The 18,752-nt window shown below is 72.6% G+C and carries 16 protein-coding genes; 11 read left to right on the top strand and 5 right to left on the bottom strand.

Features of this window, described 5'->3' with window-relative positions:
* Nucleotides 1-108: 108 nt before the first annotated feature.
* A complete protein-coding gene (locus tag ABH926_RS27695) occupies nt 109-2,064 on the bottom strand; it encodes a putative Ig domain-containing protein (protein ID WP_370368727.1) in 1,956 nt (651 codons plus the stop codon).
* A 347-nt stretch (nt 2,065-2,411) separates the two neighbouring features.
* On the opposite strand from ABH926_RS27695, the gene ABH926_RS27690 reads away from it, so the two are divergent.
* Entirely contained in the window at nt 2,412-3,425 is a 1,014-nt protein-coding gene (locus tag ABH926_RS27690) for an alpha/beta fold hydrolase (RefSeq protein WP_370368726.1), read from the top strand.
* A 75-nt stretch (nt 3,426-3,500) separates the two neighbouring features.
* The gene (dnaN, locus tag ABH926_RS27685) at nt 3,501-4,691 is read left to right on the top strand and encodes a DNA polymerase III subunit beta (RefSeq protein ID WP_370368725.1); all 1,191 of its coding nucleotides are present in this window, start codon (nt 3,501-3,503) and stop codon (nt 4,689-4,691) included.
* Between the two features lie 58 nt (nt 4,692-4,749).
* On the opposite strand, the gene ABH926_RS27680 is transcribed toward dnaN, so the two are convergent.
* From ABH926_RS27680 to ABH926_RS27670, 3 genes are all read right to left on the bottom strand, one after another.
* Nucleotides 4,750-6,243, bottom strand: a complete 1,494-nt coding sequence (locus ABH926_RS27680; protein ID WP_370368724.1) for an ArnT family glycosyltransferase — start codon at nt 6,241-6,243, stop codon at nt 4,750-4,752.
* 46 nt (nt 6,244-6,289) lie between these two features.
* Nucleotides 6,290-6,796, bottom strand: coding sequence for a cupin domain-containing protein (locus ABH926_RS27675; RefSeq protein ID WP_370368723.1), 507 nt, complete (start codon nt 6,794-6,796; stop codon nt 6,290-6,292).
* A 347-nt stretch (nt 6,797-7,143) separates the two neighbouring features.
* Nucleotides 7,144-7,908: a GntR family transcriptional regulator gene (locus ABH926_RS27670; protein ID WP_370368722.1), complete on the bottom strand. Its 765-nt coding sequence runs from the start codon at nt 7,906-7,908 to the stop codon at nt 7,144-7,146.
* A gap of 81 nt (nt 7,909-7,989) precedes the next feature.
* Between ABH926_RS27670 and deoC the strand changes: the two genes are divergently transcribed.
* From deoC to ABH926_RS27625, 9 genes are all read left to right on the top strand, one after another.
* Complete coding sequence (gene deoC, locus ABH926_RS27665; RefSeq protein ID WP_370368721.1) at nt 7,990-8,751, top strand: deoxyribose-phosphate aldolase; 762 nt, start codon at nt 7,990-7,992, stop codon at nt 8,749-8,751.
* Nucleotides 8,752-8,880: 129 nt separating this feature from the next.
* Nucleotides 8,881-9,345 (top strand): phage tail protein, encoded by a 465-nt coding sequence (locus tag ABH926_RS27660; RefSeq protein ID WP_370368720.1) that lies wholly within the window; start codon nt 8,881-8,883, stop codon nt 9,343-9,345.
* 93 nt (nt 9,346-9,438) lie between these two features.
* The gene (locus ABH926_RS27655) at nt 9,439-11,769 is read left to right on the top strand and encodes an ATP-binding cassette domain-containing protein (protein WP_370368719.1); all 2,331 of its coding nucleotides are present in this window, start codon (nt 9,439-9,441) and stop codon (nt 11,767-11,769) included.
* A 32-nt stretch (nt 11,770-11,801) separates the two neighbouring features.
* A complete protein-coding gene (locus ABH926_RS27650; protein WP_370368718.1) occupies nt 11,802-12,410 on the top strand; it encodes a hypothetical protein in 609 nt (202 codons plus the stop codon).
* Nucleotides 12,407-13,441, top strand: coding sequence for a serine/threonine-protein kinase (locus ABH926_RS27645; RefSeq protein ID WP_370368717.1), 1,035 nt, complete (start codon nt 12,407-12,409; stop codon nt 13,439-13,441). Before ABH926_RS27650 ends, ABH926_RS27645 begins: the two co-directional genes overlap by 4 nt.
* Nucleotides 13,442-13,627: 186 nt before the next feature.
* Nucleotides 13,628-15,145, top strand: coding sequence for a DUF6777 domain-containing protein (locus ABH926_RS27640; protein WP_370368716.1), 1,518 nt, complete (start codon nt 13,628-13,630; stop codon nt 15,143-15,145).
* 152 nt (nt 15,146-15,297) lie between these two features.
* Nucleotides 15,298-15,654, top strand: coding sequence for a hypothetical protein (locus tag ABH926_RS27635; protein WP_370368715.1), 357 nt, complete (start codon nt 15,298-15,300; stop codon nt 15,652-15,654).
* Nucleotides 15,651-15,788, top strand: a complete 138-nt coding sequence (locus ABH926_RS27630) for a hypothetical protein (RefSeq protein ID WP_370368713.1) — start codon at nt 15,651-15,653, stop codon at nt 15,786-15,788. The genes ABH926_RS27635 and ABH926_RS27630 overlap by 4 nt, the downstream gene beginning before the upstream one ends.
* Nucleotides 15,789-15,887: 99 nt before the next feature.
* Nucleotides 15,888-16,319: a hypothetical protein gene (locus ABH926_RS27625; protein WP_370368712.1), complete on the top strand. Its 432-nt coding sequence runs from the start codon at nt 15,888-15,890 to the stop codon at nt 16,317-16,319.
* Nucleotides 16,320-16,329: 10 nt separating this feature from the next.
* Here the strand turns inward: ABH926_RS27625 and ABH926_RS27620 are convergent, their stop codons facing one another.
* On the bottom strand, nt 16,330-18,708 hold the full coding sequence (locus ABH926_RS27620; protein ID WP_370368711.1) for a LuxR C-terminal-related transcriptional regulator: 2,379 nt from the start codon (nt 18,706-18,708) through the stop codon (nt 16,330-16,332).
* Between the last annotated feature and the right edge of the window lie 44 nt (nt 18,709-18,752).

Raw genomic sequence — 18,752 nt, 5'->3', positions numbered from 1 at the left:
TACGACTATGCAAGCCGACGACCTGCTGTTTCTTCAACCCTGAGGTGGGACGGGGGTGGAATCCACGCCTCCACCCCAGGGTTGAACGCCTTGCCGGGCCCTCCTGTCTCAGCAGGTCCCGTTGTCCGTCCACACCGCCCACGAGGCCGGCGCGCCCGGGGTGGCCCCGGTCGAGTACCAGGTGGACGTGTACTTGTGGCCGTTGTAGGAGACCACGTCGCCCGGGACGTACGAGGTGGTGGCGTTCCACGGGGTCAGGCCGGTGCAGCCGCCGCCGGAACCGCCGGTGACGGTCCAGGTGAAGGTGGTCGAGCCGGTGGCCGTCCCGGAGGTCGCGGTCACGGTCACCGAGGAGGTCCCGGCCGTGGTCGGGGTGCCGGAGATCAGACCGCTGCCGCTGATCGACAGGCCCGCGGGCAGGCCGGTGGCGCTGTAGGTCAGCGGGTTGCCGGCCGAGTCGGCGGCGGAGATCTGCAGCGACGCCGCGGTGCCGACCGTGCCGGTCTGGCCGCCGGGGTTGCGCACCGACACCGTCTCAGCGCCCGAACCGTTGACCGTCCAGGTGAAGGTGGCCGTGCCGGTGGCCGTCCCGGAGGACGCGGTCACGGTGACCGAGGAGGTGCCCGCGGTCGTCGTCTTGCCGGAGACCAGGCCGCTGCCGCTGATCGACAGGCCGGCCGGGAGCCCGGTGGCGCTGTAGGTCAGCGCCTTGCCGGCCGAGTCGGTCGCCGAGATCTGCAGCGACGCCGCGCCGCCGACCGCGGTGCTCTGGGCGCCCGGGTTCGTCACCGAGACGGTCTCGGCGCTCGAGCCCGAGCTGAAGCCCGCGGTGCCGTTCGGCGTGCCCCAGCCGGTCGGACCGTCGTAGCCGGCCTGCGCGGTGCAGAAGTAGGCCGGCGAGCAGCTGCCGTTCCGGCCGGAGGTGACGTCGTTGAAGCTGCCCGTGTGGTTGTACGGGTACTGGGCCGCGATGTCGCCGGAGTTCGGCGCGCCGGCCAGCGCCCATACGGAGGCGACGATCGGCGAGGCCGCCGAGGTGCCGCCGTAGACCGACCAGCCCGACCCGCCGTAGGTCTGGTAGACCGCGACGCCCGTGGCCGGGTCGGCCACCGCGGAGACGTCGGCTTCCATGCGCCGCGAGCAGCCGGTGTCGTGCTGCCAGGACGGCTTCGGGTCGTACGCAGAGCACCCTGAGCCGGTGCCCTCCGTGGAGCTGGTGTACCACACCGACTCGCTCCAACCGCGCGTGCCGCCGCCCCGGGTCAGCGAGGTGCCGCCGACCGCCGTCACGTACTGCGACGTCGCCGGGTACTCCGCGCCGTAGGCGGAGTCGCCGGTGCTGGCCGTGATCGCCACACCCGGGTGGTAGAAGTAGCTGGAGTCCGACGACGTGTCCGAGCTGTCCTCGGAGCCGCCGTAGCTGTTGGACACGAACTTGGCGCCCTGCGCGACGGCCTCGTTGACCGCCGTGCCCAGGTCGCCCATGTTCGCCGAGGTCGCCTCGACCAGCAGGATGTGGCACTGCGGGCAGACCGCCGAGACCATGTCCAGGTCCAGGGATATCTCCCCGGCCCAGCCGGTGTCAGGGGTCGGATAGCTGGTGCCGCCGTTCTCGTCGATCTTCCGGAAGCAGCCGTTGGCGGTGGTGCAGGCCGGCAGCCCGAAGTTGGACCGGTAGGCCGCCAGGTCGCTCTCGGCGTTCGGGTCGTCCTGGGCGTCCACGATGCCGACGGTCTGCCCGGCCCCGCCGCCGGACGGCAGGTTGTAGGCGCTGGCCAGGTCGGACGGACCGTAGCCGGAGACGGCCGCGGGTACGGCGGTGGCGCGGTGGGCCGGCACGTCGGTGCGCCGCAGGGCCAGACACGCCATCTGGCCCTCGTGCGTCGGGACGGCGCAGGACCGGACGTAGTCCGGTGCCTGCTGGGTGCCGGCGGCCGAGGCGGCCGAGGCCGCGGAGGCCGGACCGCCCAAGCCGCCCCAGACCAGCGCGGCCGCGGCCCCGAGGGCCGCGAGCCGGGCGGCCCACCCGGATCGTGCGCGTGACGCCGAGCGAATCTTGTCCACTCGGACTCCTTTCCATGGCAAGGGGACATGGGCGCGCGGCGTGCCGCGAGCCTTCCGTCCTGGACCGGGAATCGGCGGCCGACCGGCAGATGAGGTCGGTCGCCCCGCTGTGCGGCACCGTAATCGCGCCCAGAGGTCTAGACAACGTGCCCGAGCCCTGACTCAGTCCTTGACCTGACCGTGTCCTGACGTGCCGCTGAGGCTGCCGAACCCTTGCCGGGGCCCGCGCGACCCTTGTCCGGCGACGGCGGGGCGGTTACCCGTGAGCCCGGTGGGGTAGTCGGGACACGGGTGAAACAGACCCCTGATAAATATCCCGCCGTTCCCCTCACCGAGGAGACAGAACAGTGACTTTGAACCGACGGAGCGCGCTCACCCTGGGCATGGGCACCGCCGCGCTGACCGCGGCGAGCCCGGCCCCGGCCCTGGCCTCCGCCGCCCCGGCCGACGGCGGCGCCGCCCCGGCCGCGAGCACTGCCGCAGCCCTCAGCGACGCGCACCTGGCCGAATCCCTCGGAGCTGGATTCACGAGCCGGTACGTCACCGTCGACGGCCTGCGCCTGCACTATGTCGCCGGCGGCCAGGGCGCGCCGCTGATCCTGCTGCCGGGCTGGCCGGAGACCTGGTGGGAGTACCGCAAGGTGATGCCGGCGCTGGCCGCGGCCGGACGTCGGGTGATAGCCCTGGACCTGCGCGGCATGGGTGGCTCGGACAAGCCGGCCGGCGGCTACGACAAGAAGACGATGGCCGGCGACGTCCACGGCTTCATCCAGGCGCTGGGCTACGAACAGGCGGACATCGCGGGCCACGACATCGGCTCCATGGTCGCCTTCGCCTTCGCCGCCAACTACCCGCAGGCCGCGCGCCGCGTGGCGATGCTCGACGTCGTGCACCCGAACCCGGGCTACTACCAGATCCCGATGCTGCCGCAGCCCGGCTCGCCGTTCTATCCCTGGTGGTTCGCCTTCAACCAGGTGGCCGGCCTGCCGGAGGAACTGGTGGCCGGCCGCGCGCAGTACATCGTGGACTGGATGTTCGACAACCTTCTGCTGAACCAGGATGCTGTCACGCTTGTGGACCGTGCCGTCTACACGAGCGCCTACAACGCCCCGGACGGCATCCGCGGCGGCAACGGCTGGTACCAGACCTTCGGCCAGGACATCACCGACCTGGCGACGTACGGCAAGGTGACGGTGCCGCTGCTGGGCATGGTCAACACCCTGTTCGCCGCGCAGATGCAGGCGACGCTGCCGACGCAGGGGACCGACGTGCAGGTCGTGGTGGTGCCGGACACCGGCCACTACTTCGTCGAGGAGCAGCCGCAGGCGGTCATCGACCAGTTCAACCTGTTCTTCGTCTGATCGCCGGGCCGAGCGTCGGCGCCGGGTGGTGTACTCAGAGCTCTGTTACCCGCAGCGACAGGAGGCGAGGCGCCGGTGAGGTTCCGGATCGAGCGCGACACCATTTCCGAGGCAGTGGCCTGGACAGCCCGTTCCCTTCCCAGCCGGCCCGCGGCGCCGGTGCTCTCCGGCCTGCTGTTCCAGGCGGACCAGAGCCAGACCGGGGACAGCACGGTCACGCTGTGCGGGTTCGACTACGAGGTCTCGGCGCGGGCCGAGGTCCGGGCCGAGGTCGCCGAGCCCGGCCGGATCCTGATCCACGGCAAGCTGCTCGCCGACATCGCCAAGTCGCTGCCGAACCGCCCGGTGGAGTTCGCCACCGAGGGTTCCAAGCTGCTGCTGTCCTGCGGGTCGACGCGGTTCAGCCTGCAGACGCTGCCGGTGGAGGACTACCCCGGTCTGCCCGCGATGCCCGAGGCCACCGGCTCGGTCATGGCCTCCGGCTTCGCCGGCGCCGTGGCACAGGTCGCGATCGCCGCCGGACGCGACGACACCATCCCGATGCTGACCGGGATCCGGGTGGAGATCGAGGGCGAGAAGCTCACCCTGGTCGCCACCGACCGCTTCCGGCTCGCGATCCGGGAGCTGCCGTGGAAGCCCGAACGCGCCGACGTCTCGGAGACCGCGCTGATCCCCTACAAGGTCCTCGCCGACACCGCGCGGGCCCTGGCCGGCGGCGACTGGGTCCGGCTGGCGCTGGCCGACGGCGGCCTCGGCGACGGGCTGATCGGCTTCGAGTCGGCCCGGGGCGCCGCCGAGGGCGCGGGCGGGTCGCGCACCATGACCTCGCGCCTGCTGGCCGGCGAGTTCGTGAAGTACCGCTCGCTGCTCCCGGAGGCGTACACCACGACCGCGATGGTGGAGACCGCCGCGTTCCTGGAAGCGGCCAAGCGCGTGGCGCTGGTCGCCGAGCGCACCTCGCCGATCAAGCTGGCGTTCATCCAGGGCGAGGTCACCCTGGAAGCCGGCAGCGGCGACGAGGCCCACGCCTCGGAGGCGGTGGAGGCCGTCCTGGACGGCGAGGACATCAGTGTGTCCTACAACCCGAGCTACCTGCTGGACGGCCTGGCCGCCCTGGACACGCCGTACGCGCAGCTGTCGTTCACCGAGCCCACGCGGCCGACCGTGCTCATGGGCCGCGCCGCGCTCGACGTCCCGGCACAGCCGGACTTCCGCTACCTGATGCTGCCGCTGAAGGTCCCCAGCCAGCAGCCCGCCAGCGGCTGAGGGCTGGCCGCGCAGCGCCGCACCCGCACCACACCCGCGCCGCGCCGCGCCGCGCCGGTCAGCCGACCAGGAACGCCGTCCGGCTGCTCAGCGCCGGCCCGAGGGTGAACAGTCCGGTCGTGGCGAGCAGCATCACGGTCAACCCGAGACCGGTGAACGCGATCCCGCTGCGCGAGAGCCCGCGGCGGCTCGCCACAACCGCCAGGCAGGCGATCGCCCACGGCAGGAAGCACAGCGCGTACCGGCCGGCGACGACCGCGAAGTAGCGCCCGCTCGTCGCGAACACCTGGGTCTCCACGACCACCGCGACCGCCGAGATGCCGATCGCGGTGCCGACGGCGAGCTGCCAGCCCCAGGACCGCACGCGGCTGGTGGCCATCAGCGCGAAGGGCGCGGCGCCGAGCACCACGCACAGCAGGGTCGCCCAGATCACCACCGACTCGCCGTTGACGTTGTCGGCCAGCCAGTAGTCGGTCGTCAGGTGCTGGAACGTGCCGAACAGGTTGCTGAGCAGGTCGCCGGCCGCGGATCCGGCCGGCGGCAGGCCGTCGGCCAGGTTCGGGTTCACCCAGCCGGCCTGGCCGCGTCCGCTCTGGAACACCGTCCAGCCGCCGTAGACGAGGCAGAAGGCGACCGCGACCGCGAGCGCCATCCGACCGGTACGCAGCGCGGCGCCCCGGTCGCCGCGCCGCCAGGCCCCCACCGCCAGGGCCACGGCGACCCCGCCGACCACCAGCATCGGCAGGCCGTTCAGGATCTTCGTCCCGGTACTCAGGGCCGTGACGGCGAACGGCACCACCCAGCCGGTCCGGCCCTGCACGATCACCCGGGCCAGCACATACAGCGCCGCCGCCCCGCACAACGCGGACGGCGCGTCGCTGGTGAGCGAGCTCGCGGCGGCCAGCACACCGGGGCACAACGGCAGCAGCACCGCGCCCAGGCAGGCATAACGCTGCTCCACACGGAACGCGCGCAGCGCGAGATACAACACGAGCATCCCGGCGAACAGCCACAGCGCGCCGACGACCCGGCCGGCGGTGATGAAGTCGTGGGCCCCCGGCACCAGCGGGCTCAGCGCCCGGCCCAGATAACCGGTGACCAGGTAGTACAACGGCGGGTCGCCGAATGTGTAGTCCTGCGCGTCCGCCTGGAAGTCGTCGGTGAATCCCGCGGTGCAGCCCGCCGAGGACACCGCGCCCCCGAGATCGTGGCAGTACCACTCGTAGCGGATCTCGGAGTCGACGAGCGCGCCCTTGGCCGGGAGGCGTCCGTGCGAGACCTGGTAGGCGTAGTCGGCGTGCGCGGCCTCGTCGACGATCGACAGCTGCGGCGCCCGGGCCACCACGAGCACCACCAGCGAACCGGCGACGGCCAGCATCACCAGCACGACGGGCAGCACCCGCCGCAGCGGCTCACCGAGGACGGTGAACGGCCGGGCGACCGGCCGCCGGCGGGGCACCGTCACGACGCCGGCGGCCGTGGCCACGGTGGCGTTGAGCCGCCGCAGCCCGAGACCGCCGCCGACTGGAAGACCGTTCTCATGCACTCGCATCCTGTGCATGGTGGAACCCGGTCTTTAAGCCGCCGTGAATGATTCCTTAGGAAAACTTACGTTCGCCCGGATCGGCCAGCACCTCGACGGGCCGCGTCGCGTATCGGGCCATCAGCGCGGCGCTCCACTCCGGATCAGGCCTGCCGCCGACCTGCTCGATCCGCGCCGCCACCTCGGCGAAGTAGTCCTCGTATCCGCTCGGTGTCAGCAGGACCACATACCGCGCCGACTCGGCGAACGGGTTGCCGAATCCGTGGGCCAGCCCGCGACCGGCGAACACCGTGTCCCCGGCCGCCGCGGTCCGGAACCCCTCGTCCACCCGGAACCGCATGCGCCCTTCGAGCACGATGAAGCACTCATCGTGACCGTCGTGGACATGCGGCGCGGGCCCCGGATGCCCGGGCGCCAGAATCCCCTCCACGACAGTGGCCGCCCCGGCGGTGTCCGAGGCAGCCACCTTCACATTCATCTGCCAATCGGGCAGCTCCAGCCGGACTCCTTCGCCGGGGCGCAGCAGGAATCCCCGGGCCCGGCTGTCTATTGCATCGCTCATGACGATCACGCTATGCGGCAGGCGCTCTCCGCCGCCCCGGCCAAGGGGCGAAGAGTGGGCTCATTTCAGCTGCCTGTCTCCGGATACAAGTCGACCACGTCGAGGTACAGCGGCATCTTGGAGAACAGCCAGCACGGCTGGACGCCCGGCGCCGGGACGTCCGACAGCGTTGGTGGGCGCCACCGTGACCGTCACGTCGGCCGGGACCAGGCCGCCGGCCTGCGGGTCGGGATAGGTGATGCGCACCCTGTCGACGATCTGCCGGGGGGCCGCCGAACAGCCCGACGGCCCCGGCGATCAGACACGAGCTGAGGGTTCTGCGCATGGTGCGAATGCATGAGGGTTGATCACTGCCGATTGGTCTTTGATCCGACCGTGGGTGTGTCAGGGTCGTTCGACGTGACGACCGAGAACTCGACCTTGAGCGCGTAACGGTCCGCCACGTACGAGCTGACGGTGTGCTCGACCGGATCGCCGTGCTGATCGTGGATGGTGCGGGTCTCGACGAGCATCGGCGTGCCGGGGGTGACGCCGAGCCCGGCGGCGTCGTCGCCGGCGGTGCGCGCGGTGAGGACCGAGGAGCCGAGCGTCGGCCGGACTCCGAGCCGGCGCAAGGCGTTGTGCAGCGACCCGGTCTCCAGGTCGGTGGTGAGCAGGGCCTCCAGAGCGGCCGGGAAGACGGCATGTTCGACGGCGATCGGCAGGTCGTCGAACAGCCGGATCCGGCTGATGGCGACCACCTCGGCCGGCTGCGGGGCGCCGTCGGGCCACAAGGCCGCCGCCTCCTGCCCGGAGGCGGGTCGCGGCCCGGCCCGCAGGACGCGTGAACGCGGGGTGTGACCGGCGGCCAGGGCTTGATCGTGGAAGCTGAGCAGGGTGCCGACGGGCCGTTCGGCGGCGGCTTTGCGCACGAAGCTGCCGCGGCCGGGCACCCGCTCGATGAGGCCGTCGCGCTCCAGGCCCGCCAGCGCGGCGCGCACGGTCATCCGGGAGACGCCGAACTCCTCGGCCAGCCGCGGCTCGGAGGGGAACGGGTCCCCGTCCTCGGCGGCGTCCAGGCGGCGGCGCAGCTGCCGGCCGATGCGCTCGTACAGCGGTTGCGGTGCTGCCATGGCCGGCGCGCGCCTCCTCGGAAGAAGTTGTATAGGCTGTATAGACAGCTGAGCCTCGATCATACCCCGAAGGAGCACTCCATGTCCGTCACCTCGCTCGACGTCCCGCGCTGGAGCGGCCCGCTGCCCACCCGCGCCGCGGTGGCGAAGATGATCGACCACTCGCTGCTGCGCCCCGAACTGACCCCGGCCGACGTCGAGGCCGGCTTGGCCGTCGCGCTGGAGCACCGGACGGCGTCGGCGTGCGTGCGCCCCTGCGACGTCGCGGCCGCCGCGGCGGCGCTGCGCGGCAGCGACGTGGCCGTCGGCACCGTCGTCGGCTTCCCGCACGGCGGCAACACCACCGCGACGAAGGTCTTCGAAACCCGCGAGCTGGTCTCCCTCGGCGCCCGGGAGATCGACATGGTGATCGACATCGGCCGCCTGCGCGCCGGCGACGCCGCGTTCACCCACGCCGAGATCGCCGCCGTCGTCCGGGCCGCCGAAGGACACCCGGTGAAGGTGATCTTCGAGAACTCCTACCTGACCGACGAGGAGAAGATCGCCGGCTACCAGGCCGCGGAGGCGGCGGGCGCGGCGTTCGTCAAGACCAGCACCGGGTTCGCCGCCGGCGGCGCCACCGCCGCCGACATCGCCCTGATGCGCCGCACCGTGTCGCCCGCCGTGGCGATCAAGGCGGCCGGCGGCGTGCGCACCCTGGACGCGCTGCTGGCGCTGCACAGCCTGGGCGCCACCCGCTTCGGCGCCACGGCCACGGCGTCGATCCTGGCCGACCTGGACCGCCGGCTCGCCGGCGACGACTCTCCGGGCCCGGCCGCCGAGGCGGCTTCGAGCGGGTACTGAGACGGCAGAGGTGAGACGGCAGAGGTGAGACAGCACAGGTGAGAAAACACAGGCGAGACAGCAAAGGCCTGACACTCCGAGACGGGCCGATGATGCTCCCGCGGCGCTGAGCCTGGCTAGCCTGGGCTCATGCCCTACACCGTCGATTTCGAGAACGTGTCCACAACCGGCCTGGAATCGTCCCCGGTCGCGGACGCCCTGGCCGGCCTGCGCGCCAACGAGGCGCGCTACTTCAAGAATAAGTACGATCATGTGTTCACCGTCAGCCCGGCCGACGAGGCGCCGGAGGCGCTCGACTGGGTGACCCGCATCCTGTCCGAGGAGCGCGACATCGTCATCGCCTCCCGGCCGCTGGAAGCGACCGCCTTCGAGGTGGAGGGCATCCGGATGGCCTACGTGTTCTACGAGTCCGGCCTGTCGATCAACGTCATGTACACCATCGAGGACAGCGGGAAGCGCGCCGTCGGGTTCAAACTCTCGGAAGGCATGGAGGTCCCCGAGGAACTCGCGCCGCGCTTCAAGTTCGCACGCCAGAAGTCGAAGCTGGCCGGGGTGATCCGCGGGTCGTTCTTCGTCATCAAGGGCGAATACTGAAGTCCTTACTCGGTCCGTACTCCTGCTGGTCGCCTGCGCCTTCGCGGTCGCGGCGACGGGCGGGAGCCTGCCGCCGGGGCTAGGCTCGTAACTATGGCTGACCAGCCAGGCGCGGAATTGATCCTCGATACCGACGGCGACCGCCGGGTGCTGATCCCGAGTCGCGAGTACGAGATCGGGCGCGATCCGCTCGGGGACGTCGTACTGGGCGATCCGCGGGTTTCCTGGCACCACGCCGTCCTGCACGTCCGCGAGGGTCACTGGAGCGTGGACGACGTCGGCAGCACCAACGGCACCTTCGACGCCGTCGGGCACCGGGTGCGGCACCTCGACGTCGGCCCGGGCACCAAGATCCGCTTCGGCAACCCGACCGACGGGCCGCTGGCCGCGCTCGTCGCGCCGAAGCCGGCGGCCCCCAAGCGGGCCGAGCGGCCCTCCGCGCTCACCGCGATCACCGGCTCCCACCGCCAGCCGACCACGGTGCGGCGACTGCCGGAGCGCACCATCCGCATCGGCCGCGCCCTGGAGAACGACCTCGTCGTCGACGACCTGAGCGTCTCGCGCTCGCACGCCGAACTGCGCGCCCGCCCCGACGGGCGCTACGAGATCGTCGACCTGGACAGCCACAACGGCACCTTCCTCAACGGCCAGCCCGTGCTCAGCGCGGTGGTGCAGCCCGGCGACCTGGTCGGCATCGGGCACTCGGTCTTCTGCCTGGTCGGCGACGAGCTCCAGGAGTTCGTCGACACCGGCGTCATCGCTCTGCAGGTCGAGGGGCTCTCGGTGCAGGTCGGAGCGCCGGCCCGGCTGCTGCTGGACGCCGTCTCGTTCCCGGTCGCCGAGAAGTCCCTGCTGGCCGTGGTCGGACCCAGCGGCGCCGGCAAGTCCACCCTGCTCAACGCGCTGACCGGGATGCGGCCAGCCGACCGGGGAAGCGTCCGCTACGACGGCCGCGACCTGTACCGGGACTACGCCGAGCTGCGCCAGCGCATCGGCCTGGTTCCGCAGGACGACATCCTGCACACCCAGCTGACCGTGCGCCGCGCCCTGTCCTACGCCGCCGAGCTCCGCTTCCCCGGCGACACCGCGCAGGCCGAGCGGGCCGACCGGGTCCAGGAGGTCATCACCGAACTCGGCCTGGAGCAGCGCGCCGACCAGGTCATCTCCAGCCTGTCCGGAGGCCAGCGCAAGCGGGTGAGCGTCGCGCTGGAGCTGCTGACCAAGCCCTCGCTGCTGTTCCTGGACGAGCCGACCTCCGGCCTGGACCCCGGTATGGACCGCTCCGTCATGCACCTGCTGCGCCGCCTCGCCGACGACGGCCGCACCGTGATCGTGGTGACCCACAGCGTGCTCAACCTCGACGTCTGCGACCGCCTCCTGGTGCTCGCCCCCGGCGGGCACATCGCGTACTTCGGGCCGCCGGACAAGGCGCTGGGCTACTTCGGGTTCGAACAGTGGCCGGAGGCGTTCGAGGCGTTCGAGACCGAGCAGGACCGCGACTGGGCCGGCCGCTACCAGGAGTCCGACCCCTACCGGCAATACATCGCCGGGACCATGGAGCGCGTGCCCGCGCAGGCCGCGGCCGAGATCAAGTACCCGGAGCCGCCCAAGGCCCAGAGCTGGCTCGGTCAGCTGAGCACGCTGGTGCGCCGCTATGTGGCCGCGCTGTCCGCGGACCGCACCTTCCTCGCGGTCATGATCATCCTGCCGTTCGTGATGGGCGCCATGGCCCGCGCGCTGGCCGGCAGCCGGCTGGACGATTCGACGGCGCTGAACGCGCTGCTCATCCTGTGCGTCGGCGGCTTGCTGATCGGTGCGGCGAACTCCGTGCGCGAGCTCGTCAAGGAACGGGCCGTCTACCGCCGCGAGCGAGCCGTGGGCCTGTCCAGGTCCGCCTATCTGTGGTCGAAGATCATCGTGCTCGGCGCCATCACCGTCGCGCAGGCCGTGGTGATGACCGTGATCGGCCTGGCCGGCGTGCGGGTCAGGGCGCACGGCGGCGGCGTGCTGCTGCCGGCCCCGATCGAGATCACGCTCGCGGTGGCGATGCTCTCCTTCACCGCGATGATGCTCGGGCTCGTGGTCTCCGCCCTGGTGCGCAAGGAGGAGGTGACGATGCCGCTGCTGGTGCTGCTGGCGATCGTCCAGGTCGTCTTCTGCGGCGCCCTGCTGCGGCTGCACGGCGTCCCGGTGCTGGAGCAGCTCTCGTGGCTCGTCCCCTCCCGCTGGGCGCTGGCCGCCATGGCCTCCACGATCGATCTGCGGCAGGTCGTCCAGGGCACCGTGGCCACGGACCCGCTGTTCGCCCACAAGGCCGGCACCTGGCTGTGGGACATGGCCGCCATGGTGCTGATGTCGCTGGTCCTGGGCCTGATCGTGGCCCGGCTCCTGCGCCGCCACGAGCCGACGATCATGCGAGGCTGAGGACCGCCCCCCTGCCCCTGGAGGCCCACGCCATGGACGACACCGGCTTCCGGCCGACCCACGTGACGCCGCTGGACGGGATGCCGACCTGGGCCGGCCCGGACACCTCGGAGCCCTCGGCCTGGCTGGACGCGCTCCTACCGGTCCGGATCACCGACACCGTGGGCGACTGGGCCCGGATCCTGTGCGCGAACGGCTGGGCCGCCTGGGTAGACGGCCGGCTCCTGATCGCCCTGCCGGACTCCCCGCCGGGCACCGGACACCCGCCGGCGTCGATCGCGGATCCGCGGCCGCTGCTGGCCGGACTGGAGCGCGCGCTGTCCGCGTACCGGCAGCTGGTCGAACAGCTCGCCGCGGGCGACATCGACCTGCAGACCTTCCGGGACCGCAGCGTCGGCCTGCGGGTGGGCGTGGTCGTCGACGGGGAGTCGGCGTGGCTGCTCGACCTCGAGCACGACCGCTGGTGGTACTGCCACGACACGCAGGTGCAGACCTTCGCCACGGTGGAGGCCGAACCCGAGCCCATACCCGAACACGCGCACGGGCCCGAACACGAACGTGAACCCGCGCCCGAGCCCGAGCCCGAACACGAACACGAACACGGCGCGGCGGGTCCCGCGCGAGCCGGTGAGCCCCGATGACGGAGGAACCGCGGCGATCGCTCGTGCCGTCCGGCCTGAGCGGGCAGCAGATCGCCGGATTCCGCCTGGAGCACGAGATCGGCCACGGCGGCATGGCGGTCGTCTACCGGGCGCGGGACCTGGCCCTCGGCCGGACCGTGGCGGTCAAACTGCTCGCGCCGGAGCTCGCCCGCAACAAGGCCTTCCGCCTCCGCTTCGCCTCCGAGTCCCGGGCGGCGGCGGCCATCGACCACCCGCACATCATCCCGGTCTTCGCCGCCGGTGAGAGCGAGGGCGTCCTGTACATCGCCATGCGCTACGTCGAAGGACGTGACCTGCGCACGCTCCTGGACCGAAACGGCACCCTGCCGGTCCCCCAGGCCCTGCGCATCGCCGCGCAGATCGCCTCCGCACTCGACGCCGCGCACGCGCACGGCCTGGTCCACCGGGACGTGAAACCGGGCAACGTCCTGGTGGCCGAGGGCACCGACATCGAGCATCCCGAGCACGTCTACCTGACCGACTTCGGCCTGACGAAGAAGTCGTCGTCGCTGACCGGCTTCACCGCGGTCGGGCAGTTCGTCGGCACCGCCGACTACGTGGCGCCCGAGCAGATCTCCGGCCGGCCGGTCGACGGCCGCGGCGACCTGTACAGCCTGGGCTGCCTGGTGTTCGAGCTGCTGACCGGGTCGGCCCCGTACCAGCGCGACGACGACCTGGCGCTGCTGTGGGCCCACCTGCACGCCGCGCCGCCGGAGCTCAGCCGCACCCGCCCCGGGCTGCCTCCGGAAATGGACGCGGTGCTGGCCAAAGCACTCGCCAAGGATCCCGGCGACCGGTATCCCACGTGCATGGAGTTCGCCACCGCGCTGCGCGAGGCGACCCGGCCGGCGGTCCAGCACCCGCTGACCCAGGTGGCGGACGCGCTGCCGGAGCCCGCGGCGGTGCTGCCGGAGCCCGCGGCGGTGCTGCCGCCATCGCCACAGCCGCCGCCGCTGCCACCTCCGTGGGCGATGCCGGTCTTCACCACCACCGTCCGGAGTAGGCCGTGAATCTGCGCCGGTCGCTGCCGGAACAGTCCTGACATGCGGGAACGCGGGCCACGGGGCGGACTTGGCTCGGATGTGCGGTTGCGGTCACCCGAATCGCCCCATTGAGAATGACTTCTGAGAATGACTTCGACACCATCCGCCGGCGTCGGCGCCGGTCCAGCACGTCGAGACAGGTGAGACAAGCCGTTGAGCACCACGCCGCCGCGCTCCTCCGACGAGGAGAACGAGCCCCCGCCGCATCCGCCGACGCAGGCTTCGCAGTACCCGCCGACTGAGGTGTCGTCGCAGCCTCCTTCTCCGACGCCGACGCCGACGCCGGCGCCCAGCGGTCGGGGGAGCCGGGGGTCACAGCCGCCCTCCGGGCCGCCGCCGTCCCAGCCGCCGTCCCAGCCGCCGTCGCAGCCGCCGTCCCGGCAACCGTCCCAGCCCCCGGCTTCCGGCCCGTCGCCGACCGGGGGACCTGGCCCGTCCGGACCGCCGTCCGGCCCGTTGTCCGGCGCCCCGTCCGGCTCCGCCGCCTCGGATCCGGGGTCCGCCGCGCCCCCGCCCCCGGGACCGCCCTCCGAGCCGCCCGGCCGGTCGGGTTCGGGCTCCGGGCCGGGCTCCGGCGGCGGCGCGGGCGGCACGCCCTGGTGGCGCCGCCCCATCGGGATCGGCGTCGGCGTCCTGATCGTGGGCCTGGCCGCCGCGCTGGCCGTCACGCTGTCCAGCGGGCCGGCGGCGGCCAAGCCGGTGCTGCTGCAGCCCGCGGGATCGGCCGGCCCGAACCCCTACACGACCGCGCCGACCAAGGCACCGCCGCCGTCGGCCGCGAGCAGCAGCCCCTCCGCCACCACGAGCGCGACCAGCACCAACGGCACCAAGACCATGTCCGGGTCCTCCGAGGGCCTGTACGGCGGGACCGAGAACCAGTCCAGCTGCGACGTGAACCAGCTCAGCGACTTCCTGGTGGCCAACCCGGACAAGGGCCGGGCCTGGGCCGGGGTCGAGGGCATCGCGCAGTCGGACATCCCGGCCTATCTGCACTCCCTGACCCCGGTGGTCCTGCGGGCCGACACCCGGGTGACGAACCACGGGTTCAGCAACGGCCAGGCCACGACCTTCCAGTCGGTCCTGCAGGCCGGGACCGCGGTGCTCGTCGACAACCGCGGGGTGCCGCGAGCCCGCTGCTCGTGCGGGAACCCGCTGCTGCCGCCGGCCGTGCAGTCCTCCGAGGCGTTCACCGGCAGCCAGTGGTCGACGTTCCACGCGCAGAACGTCGTGGTCGTCCAGCCGGCCCCGGTGGTGATCACCGTCATCGTGCTCTACGACCCGGAGACCGGCCAGTACTTCGGCCGCCCGGCCGGCAGCGGGGGAAGCGGGGACCTCAAGGTGCCGCCGCCGCCGACGAGCAGCAGCAGTTCGCCGTCGACGACGCCGAGCTCGCCGTGCCCCACGTCGAGCGGCGGCAGTTCGCCGTCGTCGCCATCCTCGCCGTCCTCGCCGTCCGCGCCATGCCCGACGAGCCCGACGTCGACCTCCACCTCCCCGTCCGGCTCGTCCACCACCCCGACGTCGTCCAGCCCGGCCACGCCGTCGCCCACGGGGACCGGGACCGGCTCCTCGTCGTCGACGTCGAGCCCGACCTCGGCGCCGACCTCCACCTCGACCGGCGGGCAGACCTCCCCGTCCGCCCCAGCGGGGACGTCGACAGCGACGCAGTAAAGGCGAGCAGGTCAAGCCATTGGGCCCGGTTGCCGCAACCGGGCCCAATGGCCTAGTGCGGAAACGACCTTCGCCTCTGCCCCACCGTCTCCAGGCCGTCATACCGTGGTGTTCAGGAGGCGTCATCGGACAAGGACCGGAGGGTCGGCGTCATGAACGGATACCCCGAACCGGTTCCGCGACCTGAACCGAAACCGCAGCCCCAGAAGCCGACAGCGGACGGCCAGCAGCGCCATCGCGCGCAGCACCCCGGGAAGCCGGCCTGGAACCTGCGCCTGGAGTCGGTGGGCAGCAACGTGGCCGGCCGTTTCCTGACCGAATCGCCGTCGATGGTGGTCCTGGCGGTGGAGGACCTGTGCTGGGAGGCCGCCACCGAGGACTGGAAGCACCGCCGCCCACACTGGTGGCGCCGCGGAGCCCTGGCAAGCTGGCGCGCCGAGGGCGCCCGCCTCGACGCCAAGGCCGCACGCCTGCGGGCGCTGGCCGACGACGTCTTCCAGGAGCTTTGACCAGGCGGCCCGCCCTCGCCCGCCTCATCCTCTCCGGCAAGCAGGACATTCCCGTCTGGCTGACCATGCTCGCCGGCCTCGGCGGCGCCTGGCTCGGCGCGCCGGCGGTCGCGCGGTACCCATCGACGCGCTGACGGCTGCCTGAAGCTCTGCCAGGTGAGGCAGGCATGCACCACTGAGTCTTCCTACGGTGAATCACGCAAGGATTCGCACCGACAGGAAGGCACACCGTCATGACCAAGGTCATCATCGCGGCCGCCAACCCGACAACCGACGAGGTGGACGCGACCAACTTCATCGCCCAGAGCTCCCGGTTCTCCGGGTCCAAGGCGGTGGTGCTCCAGGGCGCCCAGGGCGGGCGCGGGGCCAGCGGGGGCGACACCTTCGACGTCCTGGTCTCCAACAGGACTCTGGACCCGCCGACCACCGGCATCGACGCCTGGTGGGCCACCGAGCGCAAGGACACCAGCGACCGGGTCGCCACCATCGACATCTACACGCCGACGAGCTCGCCGTCGAAGCAGGCCGCCTCGGGCATGATCACCAACAAGCTGTCGAGCCAGGCCCAGTGGGTGTGCGTCAACGTCTCGAAGGTCAGGTCGGCGGCCTGGCTGCCGGCGCTGAAGGCAGAGTTCGCCAACAAGAACGTCATCTTCACGAACTAGGCACTATCCGCTAGGCACTGTCCGCGGCAGACGGTGCGGCGGCGAGCCCCGATCCGTCGCCGAAGGCCCCGATCTCGCCGCGCAGCTGGTGACGCGAGGTGATGCCGAGCTTGGCGAAGGTCTTCCCGAGGTGGTACTCGACCGTCTTCGCGCTCACGAACAGGGTGCGCGCGATCTGCTGGTTGGTCATGCCGTCGGCGGCCAGGCACGCGATGCGGTGCTCCTGCGCGGTCAGCGCCGCGGGGACGAGGAGCGACATCTGCGTGCCCTGATCCTCGCCGGCGCTTCCGCCACCGGTTCCGTCACCGCCACCACCGGTGCCACCGCCACCGCCGCCACCACCGCCCGGGAGCTGGACCCCGATCGCCGTCAACTGCCGCCGGCACCGATCAGCGAACGGCAGGGCGCCGATGTCCGCGTAGCGGTTCTGCGCCGATATCAGCCATCTGATGGCCGCGTTGCGGCGCCGGGCGGCGAGCAGGAGCCGGCCGTGGTCGTGTTCCAGGCGGGCCAGGGTGAACGGCGATACGGCGCCGGCCGGCCGCTCGATGGCCCGCAGCACCAGGTCGGCCGCCGTCGCCCGGTCGCCCTCGGCCGCCGCGAGGCGGGCCCGGAGCCGGACGGCCATCGCCGGCTCGGGCGCGGCCGGCGGGAAGGCGGCGTGCAGTGCCTCCAGGGCTGAACGCGCCGCGTCGAGGCGGCCGGTCTCGATCAGCGCCTCGGTGTGGAGCGGGCGCCACCACAGCTGGTAGAGCGCGAACAGGTCGGGTTCGGCGGCCAGCGGCGCGAGGGCCGTGAGCATGGCGCCCGGCTTGTCGCGCGCCTGGGCCAGGATCGCCGCGGCCAGGGCCGGGAACACCGCGTAGTGCGGCGGCCCCGGTGCCCACTGCGTCATGGTGACGAAGTCCAGCCACTCGGAGGCCGTCGCCCACTCCCCCTTCAGGGCGCTGATACTCGCGGCCAGGGCGGCCGCGGGGATGGCGGCCCTTCGGTCGCCCCGCTCCTCGGCCGCCTGGATCCCCTCCTCGGCCGCGTACCGGGCCGCGCGCCAGTCGCCGAGCTGGAACGAGGCGTAGCCTAGATCGGCGTACACCACCGGCAGGACCGGCTCGACCGGGCCGTCGTGGGAGCGCAGGACCCGCTGGAGTTCGACGACCGCCTCGGCCGGACGGCCGCTGAGCCCCAGCCAGGCGCCGCGGGCCCAGCACAGGATCCCGTGGCCGCGGTGATCGGCGAGCCGGCCGCCGGGTTCCGGCACCTCATGGTCCGGCGCCTCATGGTCCGGCGCCTCATGGTCCGGCGCCTGCTCGGGACGGTCCCGGGCCGAGCCCCCGGGCCCGGGAACGTATTCGCACCCCGGCGCGAGCGCCTCCAACCGCCGCAGCGCGGCGTCGGCCGATCCGCGCATCCTGCCGTACGCGTCCGCTGCGAAGTACACCGACCACTCGCCGCACTGCGCGGGGATCCCGGGCACCGCCAACACGGACAGCGCGACCCGTTCCTCACCCGCGAGGTCGCCGGTCTGCGCGGCCAGCGCCGCCGTCGCGAGGTGGACGGCGGCGCGCACCGCGACCGGACGGTCGCGGGCCAGCAGCCCGGCCTGGCCCAGGAGTAATCGCGCGGTCCCGTACCTGCCCTCGCTCGCCGCACGCCGGCCGAGGAACAGATTGCGTTCGACGCTGGGCTCCAGAGGCGTGAGCCGTTCGCTCAGGGCCTGCGCCCACTCGGCTTCGAGGTGCTCGCCGCCCCACCACGCCGCGGTGAGCAGCCTGCGTTCCCGCTCCCGCCGGTTCACCGACAGGTCCGCGGACCACAGCAGCAGGGTGCCGGCGCGTTCGGCGTCCCCGGCGGCCCGGCAGCAGACGGCCTCGTCCTCCAGCCGCCCGGCCAGCGCCGGGTCGGGCCGCCGGCCGCCGAGCAGCAGGTGACGGTATCCGTTGATGCCGCTCACCCGGTCGGAGGCCGCACGGTGGATCTCGCGCCGCAGCCCGGTGGGCAGGTTCCAGTACACGACGTCCCGCAGCGCCTGCGGCTCGATGCGGACGCTCTCGGCGGGGCCGGGCGGCAGCCCCGACACGAATCCGGCCTCGATCAGGTCGTTGAGCGCGGCGGCCGGGTCGGCCACGTCCGCGACCGCGGCCAGGATCGGCAGCGGCGCCTCCCGGTCCAGCACGGCCATCGCGGCCAACAGGCGCCGGCCGGCCGCGGGCAGTTCGGCGACCGCGCGCACGATCGCCTGGCGCAGCGCCTCGGCGCGCAGCCGGCCCAGCGCGTCCTGCTCGCCGCCGGCGCGCACCGCGGCCGGTCCGGCCGGCGACAGTTCGTCCGGGCCGGCCGGCGGGGCCGGCGTCTCGAAAACCTGCCACGGCGACGCCCATGCGATCGACATGGTTTCCCGCTCTCTCCGGTGCCAGGGCGCGACGTGTGTCCCGC

Source organism: Catenulispora sp. GP43 (assembly GCF_041260665.1).
GTDB lineage: Bacteria > Actinomycetota > Actinomycetes > Streptomycetales > Catenulisporaceae > Catenulispora.
The sequence above is the reverse complement of the archived record's forward strand: the minus strand, read 5'-3'. Positions and strand labels throughout refer to the sequence as shown.